This is a genomic window from bacterium, from assembly GCA_016702305.1.
Taxonomy (GTDB): Bacteria; Electryoneota; RPQS01; order RPQS01; family RPQS01; genus JABWCQ01.
This window is the reverse complement of the sequence record JADJEH010000002.1, coordinates 375,547-387,987: the sequence shown is the minus strand read 5'-3', so window position 1 is coordinate 387,987 and position 12,441 is coordinate 375,547. Positions and strand designations below refer to the sequence as shown.

Genomic DNA, 12,441 nt, shown 5'->3' with positions numbered 1-12,441 from the left:
TACTTGGGTTAGGATTCGTCGTACAAATTATCGAGCGGATTATCGCCTGCGCCCTCGTTGCGGCGGCGGTTGCGGCGTAGTTCGTCTTTCAGGGCCTGATATTCTTCGGGAGAAATATCGGCGTCGCGCAGCATGCGCTCGAGCTTCTCGAGGTCGAGCTTGGGGGTGCGCTTTTCAGGTTTCTTGTCAGGGCTACTCATGTCCGGTGGGAAGCGCGGCGGCCAGCACGCGATTCAGGTATTCGTTTGATGCTGCGGCATCGTCCAAAGAAACTTCAAAAGTCACGGAAGGACGGGCGCCGCGCGCAAGCAGCGGGCCCAGCAATGAAGATAGACTCACGACGCCCTTGCCCAATCCCCAATGCAGGTCGGACACGCCGTCGTTGTCACTGAAATGCAAGTGCACAATCTGTTCGCAAAATCGTTCGACCCATTGCACCGGCGGCACTTTCCCAAAGCACGATGCATGCCCGGTATCAAGGCACATCCCCAGAAACGGATGCTGGATGCGCGCGAACACGTCTTCGAACAGCGTGGTGTCGGGCTCGTAGGTGTTTTCCATCGCCAGCACGATGCGATTGTCGGCGGCGACTTCCAACAAATGGTGAAGTTTGTTGCAAAAGGTATCGAGCCACTTCTCCCGCTGCGCTGGTGGCAACTGCGGCAGATAACCTGTGTGAAACACCATCAGCGGCGACCCCAGCACGCGTGCGCCCTCGATACCGGCCGCAAGCACTTGATACGAGTAGTCCGCGATGTGCTCGTCTTTGGCCGCAATATTCAGATTGTAGAATGGACCGTGGCAGGCGACCGGAATTTGCATTTCACTTAGGTCATCCGCCAAACCCAACAGAACATCCCACTTCACTTTCGGCCAGAGGTCGGCCGTCGTGTTGAAAATCACCTCCACGCCCAAGCCCATGTCGCGCAGGCGATCCAGCGATGTCGAGACGTCGCGAATACCGACATAGACACAGCGCGGATTCAGAATGTCACTCACTGCGGCTCCAAATGGACCAAGACTGAGTCGGCGGTGACGGTTTGACCGACCTTCACGTCGAGTTTCGCCACGACACCGGCGCGCGGGGCGCGCAGATTGTGTTCCATTTTCATGGCTTCGAGAACCGCCACGACTTGGTCGGCAGCCACGGAATCTCCGGCGGTGACATTCAACTTAATAACGGTACCCGGCATCGGCGCGCGGATATCGTCGCGGTTGCGGTCCAAATCAGCCGCGGCATGCACGTCTTCCAGTTCGACTAATTCATACATGCGGCCGTCAAGCCAGACATAGATGCGATCCTTGTCGCGCACGGCACGCGTGAAATAGCGGCGGCGTTCGCCGTCAAAGATCAGCAGGCGGCCCATGCGTTCGTAGGCCAGCACGTGCGTGGTCTCGCCGTGCTCGACCTCGACTTGCGTCGGGCTCAGGTGACGCACCGTCGCACCGAGGTTTTGCTCGTGAGTCCGGAAAGTGCGAATCACGCGCCTGCTCCAGCGATACGCCAACTGCCAAGCGATTGCCACGGAGAGTGCGATTCCACTTTGCCTACGGGACTGTCCAATGCGGCCATGACCTTGGCTTCTGAGGCGGCGGTGAGGAGCGCAGCAAGAGCCTCTCCTGTCGGCAAGCGGTCGCGCCAGTCGGCGAAATGCTGAGCAAGAAAATGCGTGGACATGTTTGCGCGAATGAATTCAGGATGGGATAGCACGTCCTGAATATAGTTCAGCGGCGTGCGCACGCCAAGAATCACATATTGCCGCAACGCGTCAAGCATGCGCACGCGCGCGGCTTCGCGATTGTCCGCCCAGCAAATGACTTTGCTTAGGATCGGATCGTAATAAAGCGGAACTTCAAAACCGTCACGAATGCCTGAGTCAATCCTGAGCCCCGGTGCGTGCGGTTCAGTCAAGCGATAGATGGTACCGGTCGAGGGCAGAAATCCGGTGGATGGATCTTCGGCATAGACGCGGCACTCGATCGCGTGTCCGCGCCACTGGATTTCGTTCTGCTTTTTCGGCAGCGGCTCGCCCGCCGCAACGGTCAATTGCCAGGCGACAAGGTCCTCACCGGTGACCATTTCAGTGACCGGATGCTCGACTTGCAGACGCGCATTGACTTCGAGGAAATAGAACTGATCACTGTCTAGCAAAAACTCCACCGTGCCCGCGTTGCGATAGCCCGCCGCCGTGACGATACGGAGCGCCGCTTCACCCATGCGCTGCCGCAGCTCTGGTGCCAGGGCAAGGCTTGGGCTTTCCTCGATGATCTTCTGATGCCGCCGCTGAATCGAGCACTCGCGTTCGCCCAAGTGGACCGCGTTGCCATGGTCATCGCAGAAGACCTGAAACTCGATGTGGCGCGGATTTTCTATATACTTTTCGAGATAGACCGCATCGTCGCCAAATGCCGAGAGCGCTTCGCGGCGCGCCGCATCGAGTGAAGCCGATACCTCGGACTCGCTGCGTACAATCCGCATGCCCTTACCCCCGCCACCCGCCGCCGCTTTGATCAGCACGGGGTAGCCGATCTTGGCCGCAGCTTCGGTCGCCTGCGCTGCCGTCGCCTGCGGCAACAACGCTCCGGGAGTCACGGGCACGTTGTGCTTCATGGCCAATTCGCGCGAGGCAATTTTGTCGCCCAGCAGTCCCATGGCATCATGCGGCGGTCCGACGAAGATTAGGCCGGCAAGTCGCACGGCATTTGAGAACCGCGGATTCTCCGACAGAAAACCATAGCCCGGGTGAATAGCGTCGGCGCCATGCTCGCGCGCCGCGGCAATAATCTTCTCAACATTCAAATAGCTCTCGGCGGCGGGCGACGCGCCGATGAACACGGCCTCGTCCGCCGTTTCGACATGCAGAGCGTCACGGTCGGCGTCGCTGTAGACCGCAATCGTGCGAATGCCCAACGCGCGCGCCGTGCGCATCACACGCACCGCGATTTCACCGCGATTGGCAATCAACAACGACTTAATCTTCACGCCTTACTCCACGAGGGTGGTCGTTTCTCAAGGAGCGCCGAGAGTCCCTCCTGCCCTTCAGCGCTGACGCGCTGGCGGGCAATGCGCTGCGTCGTGAACGTGCGCGCCTGATCGAGCGAGAACAGCGGTACTTCGCGCAGTAACTCCTTGGTCATCGTCTGGGCAGTCGGGCCAGACAGGATCAGCTCATTGATCCAACGGGCAACGGCATTATCCAATTCAGTCGCAGGAACAACTTCATTCGCCAAACCCAGGCGCAGGCAGTCCGCTGCGCCGATCCGGCGACCGGTAAGGAATAGCTCGCGAGCGCGGCCCTCGCCTAACTTGCGCAAGACAAACGCGGAAATTGTCGCGGGAACGATCCCGAGCCGTACTTCAGTGAAGCCCGTCTGCGCGTCCTCGCTCATCACAACGATGTCGGAACAGCAGATCAAGCCGGCGCCGCCACCGTAGGCGCCGCCCTGCACACGCGCAATCACCGGGTGCGGGAATTCGTACACCGAACGAAAGAGATCAAACAGCTTTTCGGCATCGGCCAAGTTCTCGGCCTCTGATACGCTCTTCTGCTCGCGCATCCAGTTGGCGTCGGCGCCGGCGCAAAACGTCGGTCCATCCGCCGCCAGCACGAGGATACGCAATTCCGGTTCGGCGCTGAGAGTGCGTAACGCATGCGTCAGTTCAGAGATCATTGCCGCGTTAAACGCATTGCGTGTTTCCACGCGTGCCAGAACCAGCCGAGTCACCGCGCCATCGCGTTCAATACGCAAAAAGTTCACGGGAGCACGCTCCGCTGTGCGTCGCGCAGCGCAGCCTGCAACTCGGCCGCGCGGGCCGTGCCAATCACAAAATGCATTTGTCCGTGCTTGATTTCCAATCCCTGTCCAAACCGCATGTTGTAGTATACTTTGTTGCGCCAACCATGAATACCCACGCCCGCCCAAAACGGGATATCGCAGGGGCCGATGACTTCAATTTCGGCTAACGGATAGCGCTTGGTCCAAATCGTCGGTCCAAAACTCAGCGTGATCTGTGTCACACGCGTGTGCATGCGCATGAATGACCGTATCAAATAGCTCATCCCGATTCCGAGCGCGAACATCAGCAGAATCAGCGCCAGCGGCATCGTCGTGAACAGCGGAATCACGAAGAAGGCGGCCGCGGACAGAAACGTCAACGGTCCCCGTAACGGAATTTCCTGAGTCTCTTCATAGAGAGTGATCTCCAAGCATCACATCCGATAGATGCCCGGCTGATAGTCGGGCACCGGAGCGTTCGCCGACATCGCAATGCCCAAGGCCAGCGCATCGCGCGTCGACAGCGGATCGAGAATCCCGTCGTCCCACAGCCGCGCCGTCGAATAGTAGGGATTTCCTTCGCGCTCGTATTGTTCGAGCACGGGCCGACGAATCGCCTCGGCGTCCTCCTCGGACAGCTTCTGGCCTTTCGCCTCCAACTGCTCGCGCTTCACCTGAACCAAAACATCGGCCGCTTGCTGCGGTCCCATGACCGTGATACGTGAGTGCGGCCACATCCACAAAATGCGCGGACTGTACCCACGACCGCACATCGCGTAGTTGCCTGCGCCTGCGGACGAGCCGATGACCACGGTGAACTTTGGCACATTCGCCACCGCCACAGCGTGCACCATCTTGGCGCCATCTGAAGCGATCGCTCCGTGCTCGTATTCCTTGCCGACGATGAAGCCTGTGATATTCTGCAGGAACACCAGAGGAATCTTGCGCAGGCAGCAGAGTTCAATGAAATGCGCACCCTTCTTGGCGGACTCGCCGAACAGGACGCCGTTATTCCCGACGATGCCAACCAGATAGCCGTGAATCCGCGCAAAGCCGCAAACCAGCGTTGTGCCGTAGCGCGCTTTGAACTCTTGAAACCGCGACCCGTCCGCGATGCGCGCAATTACTTCGCGCATGTCGAACGGCTTACGCACATCCACCGGCACGCAGCCGAGCATCTCAGCGGGATCGTAGTACGGATCTTCAGGCGTTTCACAATCAAATTCAAACTTCGGACGCGGTCCGATGGACTCAACGACCGAACGCGCGATTTCGATTGCGTGCCCGTCGTTTTCCGCAAAGTGATCCGCGACGCCAGAGATGCGCGTATGCACATCGCCGCCGCCTAACTCTTCCGCCGATACGTCCACGCCGGTCGCGGCTTTCACCAGCGGCGGACCGCCGATGAAAATCGTGCCCGTGCCTTTGACGATAATCGTCTCATCACACATCGCGGGCACGTAAGCTCCGCCGGCCGTACACGAACCCATCACTACGGCGACCTGCGGAATACGCTTCGCGCTCAGATTGGCCTGATTGTAGAAGATACGGCCGAAATGATCACGATCGGCAAACGTACCCGCCTGCTCAGGCAGGAAGATGCCGCCGGAATCCACAAGATAGAGGCACGGCAAGTGATTCTGCAGAGCAACTTCCTGAGCGCGCAGATGCTTCTTGATCGTCATCGGAAAGTACGTGCCGCCCTTGACGGTCGCGTCATTGGCGACCACCAGGACTTCACGGCCATGTACCACGCCGATACCTGTTACGACACCCGCCCCGGGGGCTTCGTCGTCATACATCCCGTTGGCTGCCAGCGGATTCAATTCGAGAAACGGCGTCCCCGGATCAAACAGACGCTGCAAACGCTCCTGCACGGGCAGTTTCCCGCGGGCAACGTGGCGTTCGATGTGCGCTTTGGGTCCGCCCGCGGGTTGCAGTGCGTTTAACTTGCCGCGCAGGTCATCAACCAACGCGCGCATGGCGGCCGCATTTTCAGCGAAGCCGGGATCAGAAAGTCGTACGTTTGTCGGGAGCCGCTTCACAGAATGTGCTTAGTTCGCGAGGTTTGACTTACGGATGGTGATTTCACCGTTGGCGGAGCTGCAGTCAATCTTGTACTTGCCGTCATTAACGACCAACTCGTAATTGTCGCCAATCAGTCCTTTGTCGTGAACGCCAGCCCAATCAGACTCGATCGAGCCGTTCACCAGTGATCTTGCGACGATTCTCATGCTGGAGTTCTCCGGCAGGGCGATGGTGATTTCGCCGTTAGCAGTCGAAGCGTCAATATTGGCCGCCAGCAGTTGATGCACGACCACATCAATTTCGCCGTTGGCGCACTCGAACGAAGAGCTACCATTCAACTTCGCGACATCCACATCTATTTCCCCATTGGCGCACGAAGCCGAGATCGAGCCGGTTGTGCCGGTCTCCGACAGGAAGCTAATTTCTCCATTGGCGCATTCGAGGTCCGCCGCACCTGTCATGCCGACGCAGACGATCTCGCCATTGGCCGATGATGCATCGAGGTTCAGACCAGCCGGCGCCTCAATCACAAAATCCATGTTGGCGCTGATCTCATTCCAGCTCCAACTGCCATCCGGGTATTCACCGTAGATGCGCAGCCTGGCGTCCTCACGGGCCACCACCGGACGGAAGCTCTTTAGGTACTTCTGACCTTCTTCCAGGTCGTCGCACTTGATTTCGACGTAAACCGTCACATGGACAGAGTTGCGGTCCGATCCGGTGATCTTCGTTTCACCGTTGATCGACTCGCAAGCGACCGACGTGAGATTCACAGAGGACTCGTCGAAGACGAGCGTGTCGCGATAGACGTAGTCGCCGCCTTTCTTCACAAAATCCGCGGCGAACAGATTCGCGCACAGGGCCAAGGTGGCCAACAACATTGCCTTCATGGGATGCTTCCTTTCTAACGTGAAGTGGGAAGCGGGACCTGGAGTCTGGGTTCAATATCGTAACCGCGATCGCGAAGATTCAAGCTATGATTCCCGTAACCCAAGCGCACAAGATTCAGCGGCGGAACATCGGACGACCGATACGCGACGACCTTTGCGCCGTCTCCGCCTGAACCAATGTACTTGGTCACCGGAAATTCGCCCGCGAAGAGCTTCAACACCGTTTGCTCGCCGGCCACCGGCTGGTCTTCACGATCAAAATCAAACATGCCTTTGGTATCATTAAACAGCGCCGACGCCAACTCGTCTTTGTCTACCCGCCATAATGCGCGATAGGCTTCGCCGACTTTGTCGTTACTCGCCGCCATGACCAGATCAAAATCTACCGTCGGTCGTTCGTTCTCAAAACTCTTGTACGTTGCCTGAAACCACTCAGCGGGCTTGCCCATCCACGACACCGCGCCGAGGTAGATAATCGTGACGTGGGCAATCACCGGGCCTTGCGGCCCCGCAGCTTCGGTCCATTCGGTCAACGCGTAGGTCGCGCTCGTTCCGGATGTAGAGTTGTCAAGGTAGCCGCGATAAAGCAATCGCCGCACCCAGCGCATGGCCTGCTGCATCAGCTCGATTTTCGGACCAGGAGCGTTGACACTCGGCGTGGGCAGCGCCTGCGCCGTGCTATCCCGCAGTGAGTCCGCCGTGGTGCTGTCGGATTCGGACGGCGCAGCGGGGCGCGAATACTGCGCTATGCCAGGCTGTGCGATCAGCATCAGCGCCAGAACCAAAGTGCCGATGCGAAGATTCATCAAAACGTCGCCTTACGCGTGTTCTTAAGAATCACTTCAGTCATCTTCATCGGTTCAACGACAACAGCGCCTTGCACACCGTCGCCGTCCCATCCATTGGCATACCAGCCCGTGCTGTCTTCGACAAACAGGCTGTACTTGCCTTCACGACAAGGGATCGTGAAACGGCCGTCCGCGTCAGTTGTGGTTTCGGCCACCAGCGGTACTGGAATCGTATCGGCACTCGCTCCGGTCAAGCCGCGGACCGGCTCGTAAAGACGCACGCGCAGGCTTGCGCCCGGCAGCACGTTTTTTCCGTCCGTCGCGCCCTTATCCACCATCGGCATGTGATTGCCGCTCCAGATTTCCACACGGCCCGTCACGCCGCTCGCCGGCGCGGCGGGAGCATTCTGGTCCTTGGCCTCCTTGCGGCCCATACCCATCACGCCCGCCGCCAGGACGAGCATAAACAATATTTTTACCCGGCGTGTGCTCATCGAATGTCCTTGATGCGCAGTTGCGTGGTCTTACGGTTCTGATATTCGTTTTCTTCAATCACGTACACCATCTCGTACTGACGGCGGCCATTCATGAAGCGGTCAATCCGGTCACCCAGATTGAAGCCAATGGCCTCAAACTGAGTCCCGTGCTGCAAAGCAACGAGCTTCAGGTGGTTCTGTCCAACGATGCGCGGCGGATATGCCGTGCCGAGATCGCGGGAGACAAACGTCGGCCGCGTGTTGTGCGGACCGAACGGCTCGAATTTCTTGAGCGCCAGCACCACTTCCGGGGTGATTTCGTCAAGCGCAATTTCGCTCTCGATGCGAACCTTGCGAATCAGGTCCTCCTCGGTCATCAGGTCTTTGCAGGCCTGCTCGAAGCGTTCCTTGAACGCGGGAATATTCTCAGCCGGGATCGTCAGCCCGGCGGCGTACTTGTGACCACCGAACTGCTCGAGCAGATCGGAACAGGCTTTCAGCGCCGCATAAATGTCAAAATTCGACACTGAACGCGCCGAGCCTTTGCCCATGCCGTTTTCGACCGAAATCATCACGGTCGGACGGTAAAACTTCTCGATCAAGCGCGATGCGACGATGCCGATCACTCCCGAATGCCAGCCCTCACGGGACAGCACGATCGAACAGCGCTGCTGCGGGTTCATCGTGTAGCGAATCTCTTCGAGCGCCTGCGCCAGCGTGTCGTTGTCAATTTCCTTGCGGCGACGGTTCTCCTGTTCGAGAACTTGCGCCACTTCGCGGGCCTGATTCTGGTCACGCGTCGTCAATAGCTGCACTGCGCGCATCGCGCTGCCCATGCGCCCCACGGCATTGATGCGTGGCGCAATATTGAACACAATCTGGCCGACGTCAATCTTTCCACCGCGCACACCGGCCGATTCGATCAGGCTCGCCAAGCCGACTTCCGGTGCTGCATTGAGCTTCTCCAGACCTTCTTTCACCAAAACGCGATTCTCGTCCACAAGCGGCACGATGTCCGCCGAGGTGCCGAGCGCCACAAGATCAAGATATTTGAACGCGAAATCGCTTTCGAGTCCAAGCGTCTTGGTGATGCCCTGCGCGAGTTTAAACGTGACGCCGACTCCGGCCAATTCCGTGAACGGATAGGTCGAGTCCTTGCACTTCGGATCGAGCACCGCCAGCGCTTCCGGTAGTTCGTCCGCCGGTTCGTGATGGTCGCAGATGATCAGCTCAAGGCCCAATGACCGCGCGTAATGCGCCTCCGCAACGGAGGTGATGCCGCAATCCACCGAGATGACGAGTTGAGCGCCCTGCTTCTTGACTTCGTCGAGCCCGGCTTGCGAAATACCATAGCCTTCGTTCTGCCGGTCGGGGATATAGGCGATGACTTCACCGCCCAGATCGCGTAGAAACAGATACAGCATCGAGACCGAGGTAATGCCGTCCACATCGTAGTCGCCATAAATCGCGATACGTTCGCGGTTCTGCAAGGCCTCAATGATTCGGTCCACCGCCTTGCTCATACCGGGCAGCAGGAACGGGTCGTGAAGCTGCGCCGGCGAGGGGTTAAAGAACCGCTCGATCGCGTCGGGAGTGTCCATCCCGCGATTCAATAGAATTCGCGCGATAGTGTAGGGGACGTGGGCTTGTCGGCTTAGGCGTTCGATCTCCTCATGTGGCCGACTTTCCACCATTTCCCATCTGGGTTGCATGGTTGTTCCTGTATGTCATAATAAAACAAAAAACTTGTTTGGGGGGAACTGATCGAAGCCAGAAGTCTGAAGTCAATGTGCAGATTCGACTTCTAACTTCTGACTTGTGATTTTTTTGGGGTTCGCCTATAAGCCGAATTCTGTACCCTTGCGGGCAGTGATCATCTATCTGGGATGATGATTACTCATCACCTCGGGCGGCCTACCCGCCGGGACTTATGCTCCGCGAGCAGCGGAGACTCCCGGCATACTTGGCCTTGCTTCGAGCGGGGTTTTCCCTGCCACACCCATTACTGGATGCGCGGTGCGCTCTTACCGCACCTTTTCACCCTTACCGAAGAAAATTCAGAAGTATGAAGTCAGAAGTCAAAGCCAGAATAAGTATCCGACTTCTGATTTCCGACTTTTGACTTTTCTTCGGCGGTATATTTTCTGTGGCACTTTCCGTTGCGTCACCACACCCGGCCGTTAGCCGGCGCTCTGCTCTATGAAGTTCGGACTTTCCTCGCGATTCTTGCGTCACGCGCGATCACCCGGCGAACCTGCAAATTGAGAATCCTATCGAACCGCAGGCCCGTTTTCCAACCGGGCCATCAGTTCAACCGGACCATACTTCGAACTGACCGTCATCTTGCCGTTCATGTCACCCGGGCGACTCTGCGTCGTCGCCACGAGTTCGTTGCCGCGCAGCCCGTCGTCGTCATATATCTTGAACGTTAGAACGTCCGCTTCGTGCAAGACGACTTCTTGACCGCGCGTCCAGCGCGGCACGGCGCTGTCCTTGACGATGTCTGTCATGAACAGCCGCGCCCCATTCAATTCGGCGACCACGTAAAAGTCCGGAGCGGCGGCGCGGGAATTAATGATCACAGGATCAAACTTCACTCCGTCGGGCGCATTGACCCCGTCAATGCGCAACTGATAGCGAATGCGGTAGTTTTTCAGCCAGTCGGCGGCGCGCCGACCGAACTCGGTCTGACCGTGGCGCTCAACAATACTCATCAAGAGCTGCTTGGCTGCGGCATGATCGCCGGCATTGGCGCGCGTCTCCGCCTCCTGAAAGGCTGTCTCGGCGTTGGCGACGGCGATCTTCATGTCCATGTCGCCCGCGTAGCGCAGATTGTCGGCCAGGTACCCCAGCTTCTCGCGGACCGTCTTGACCAGAACCTTGGCGCTGTCAACCTTGTCTTGCGCAATCAGCTTGTCAATCTGAATGTTGATCTGATCGCGCAGCTTCTTGCCGGCTTCCTGCCGCAGCTCCTCCGCGCGCGTCAGCTTGTCCGACTGCGGATGCTTCGAGACCAATTGCTCAATGTCATTGAGCGCCGAGGTATAGTCCCCCTTGCTGACCGCTTCCCGCGCCTGATCCAAAAGCCGCTGATCGGCCTTAAAGAAGTACCAGTACGCGCCGTAGCTGAGCCCGGCCAGGAGCAGCACGAAAAGGAGAAATTTTATCATGCCTGCGCTCGCGATTTCTCTGCTTCATCCAAGGCCCGATTAACCAGTTTGTCCGCGTCTTTGTTCTCCTCGCGGCGAACGTGGCGGATGCGCGGGGACAGGCCGTTCAGGGCGCGCTTATTGTGTTGAACTTCGTTGTTCAATTCCTGCAGGCGCGGCTCCTTGATCTTCCATTCACCCAGTACCTGATTGACAATTAAGAGACTGTCGCAGGCAACGCGCAGAACCGTGGCACCACTCTCCTTGATCACAGGATCCGTCGCGCACACTTCGAGCAGGCGAATCAGCGCTCGATACTCGGCTTCATTATTCGTGCCGTGGCCGATGTAGGTACCCTCCTCATACAGGAGATTCCCTTGGTCATCGTGAATAACCACCCCAATCGCCGCCGGTCCCGGGTTGCCGCGAGCACCGCCGTCAATGTGCGCGTGAAGTTCCAATCAGTTGATTTCGGAATCGGGGGCGATAAATCGGCCGCAGGCCTCGCACGCGTAGATGTCGCGCGACTGGCGAATCACGACCTGCGTCTGCGGCGGAATCAGGGCGTAACAGCCGCCGCACGCCTCGCCAACCAACACTGCGATGCCGCGGCCGTCCTTGGCATCCCGAATACGCTCGTAGTGCGCCAGCAGCCGCGGATTGAGATCTTTGGCCCACGTGGCCCGGCGCTGCGTAAGATCGGCCTCGGCCCCTTCCGTTTCGCGCAGCTTACGCTCGAGCTCCTGCTCGCGGGAAACCTTGTCCTTCCGCAGCTGCTCAAGCTCAGCCTGCCGCGTCTCTACCAACTGTGCTAATTCCACGGCGCGGTTTGTATTGGTCGAGATCAACTGCTCGTACTCCGCGATCTCGCGCTTGGCCGAGTCCTGTTCCGTCGTGATGGCGTCGTATTCGCGCGTCGTGGTCACTGCGTAAAGCTGCTCCTGATACTTGGCCAGCTTCTCACGCGCCACCGCCAACTTGTGCCCGGATTCACCGGTGACACGCTCCGCCTGCTCCCGCTCCTGGTCTTTCTGCACAATAAATGTCTCGTACTGCGCAATCTGCGCGGTCAGCGCCTCGACCTGCTCCGGCAGCCCTCCGCGCTCTTCGGCTATTTCCGCCAATTCTAAGTCAATTTCCTGAATCTCCGTCAGCGCCTTCAGCGCTTTGCGGATCTGCTCCGGCGTGGTGTCTTGAATGATCACTCTTCTCTGCCTGCTTCTGTTATTGCCCTAAACGAAAAAAGGTGCGCGAAAGACGGTCCGCACACCCTTAGAATGCATTTCCCTGCCCACGTTGAGAACGGTAACCGCAATGAGTGCCGCCGACAGCG

14 protein-coding genes and 1 other RNA gene are annotated in these 12,441 nt (G+C 58.4%); all 15 read right to left on the bottom strand.

Annotation, left to right across the window (positions count from 1 at the left end; translation table 11 throughout):
- Nucleotides 1-8: 8 nt before the first annotated feature.
- Nucleotides 9-200, bottom strand: a complete 192-nt coding sequence (locus IPH10_06150) for a hypothetical protein (GenBank protein MBK6910500.1) — start codon at nt 198-200, stop codon at nt 9-11.
- Complete coding sequence (locus IPH10_06145; GenBank protein ID MBK6910499.1) at nt 193-999, bottom strand: sugar phosphate isomerase/epimerase; 807 nt, start codon at nt 997-999, stop codon at nt 193-195. Before IPH10_06145 ends, IPH10_06150 begins: the two co-directional genes overlap by 8 nt.
- On the bottom strand, nt 996-1,484 hold the full coding sequence (locus IPH10_06140) for an acetyl-CoA carboxylase biotin carboxyl carrier protein subunit (GenBank protein MBK6910498.1): 489 nt from the start codon (nt 1,482-1,484) through the stop codon (nt 996-998). The genes IPH10_06145 and IPH10_06140 overlap by 4 nt, the downstream gene beginning before the upstream one ends.
- A complete protein-coding gene (locus IPH10_06135) occupies nt 1,481-2,977 on the bottom strand; it encodes an acetyl-CoA carboxylase biotin carboxylase subunit (GenBank protein ID MBK6910497.1) in 1,497 nt (498 codons plus the stop codon). Before IPH10_06135 ends, IPH10_06140 begins: the two co-directional genes overlap by 4 nt.
- A gap of 2 nt (nt 2,978-2,979) precedes the next feature.
- Entirely contained in the window at nt 2,980-3,759 is a 780-nt protein-coding gene (locus tag IPH10_06130) for an enoyl-CoA hydratase/isomerase family protein (GenBank protein ID MBK6910496.1), read from the bottom strand.
- Nucleotides 3,756-4,208, bottom strand: a complete 453-nt coding sequence (locus tag IPH10_06125; GenBank protein MBK6910495.1) for a hypothetical protein — start codon at nt 4,206-4,208, stop codon at nt 3,756-3,758. Before IPH10_06125 ends, IPH10_06130 begins: the two co-directional genes overlap by 4 nt.
- A 3-nt stretch (nt 4,209-4,211) precedes the next feature.
- On the bottom strand, nt 4,212-5,759 hold the full coding sequence (locus IPH10_06120; GenBank protein MBK6910494.1) for a methylcrotonoyl-CoA carboxylase: 1,548 nt from the start codon (nt 5,757-5,759) through the stop codon (nt 4,212-4,214).
- A gap of 72 nt (nt 5,760-5,831) precedes the next feature.
- On the bottom strand, nt 5,832-6,695 hold the full coding sequence (locus tag IPH10_06115; GenBank protein ID MBK6910493.1) for a DUF4097 family beta strand repeat protein: 864 nt from the start codon (nt 6,693-6,695) through the stop codon (nt 5,832-5,834).
- Between the two features lie 14 nt (nt 6,696-6,709).
- Complete coding sequence (locus IPH10_06110; GenBank protein MBK6910492.1) at nt 6,710-7,501, bottom strand: hypothetical protein; 792 nt, start codon at nt 7,499-7,501, stop codon at nt 6,710-6,712.
- Nucleotides 7,501-7,977, bottom strand: coding sequence for a hypothetical protein (locus IPH10_06105; protein ID MBK6910491.1), 477 nt, complete (start codon nt 7,975-7,977; stop codon nt 7,501-7,503). The genes IPH10_06110 and IPH10_06105 overlap by 1 nt, the downstream gene beginning before the upstream one ends.
- The gene (gene recJ, locus IPH10_06100; protein ID MBK6910490.1) at nt 7,974-9,671 is read right to left on the bottom strand and encodes a single-stranded-DNA-specific exonuclease RecJ; all 1,698 of its coding nucleotides are present in this window, start codon (nt 9,669-9,671) and stop codon (nt 7,974-7,976) included. The genes IPH10_06105 and recJ overlap by 4 nt, the downstream gene beginning before the upstream one ends.
- 113 nt (nt 9,672-9,784) lie before the next feature.
- An RNA gene (gene rnpB, locus IPH10_06095) (RNase P RNA component class A) lies at nt 9,785-10,216 on the bottom strand.
- 13 nt (nt 10,217-10,229) lie between these two features.
- Complete coding sequence (locus IPH10_06090; GenBank protein MBK6910489.1) at nt 10,230-11,129, bottom strand: hypothetical protein; 900 nt, start codon at nt 11,127-11,129, stop codon at nt 10,230-10,232.
- Nucleotides 11,126-11,569 carry a ribonuclease HI family protein gene (locus IPH10_06085; GenBank protein ID MBK6910488.1) on the bottom strand — a complete coding sequence of 148 codons (444 nt, stop codon included), beginning with the start codon at nt 11,567-11,569 and terminating at the stop codon, nt 11,126-11,128. The genes IPH10_06090 and IPH10_06085 overlap by 4 nt, the downstream gene beginning before the upstream one ends.
- On the bottom strand, nt 11,570-12,313 hold the full coding sequence (locus IPH10_06080; protein ID MBK6910487.1) for a hypothetical protein: 744 nt from the start codon (nt 12,311-12,313) through the stop codon (nt 11,570-11,572). It lies immediately after the preceding gene.
- Nucleotides 12,314-12,441: the final 128 nt, after the last annotated feature.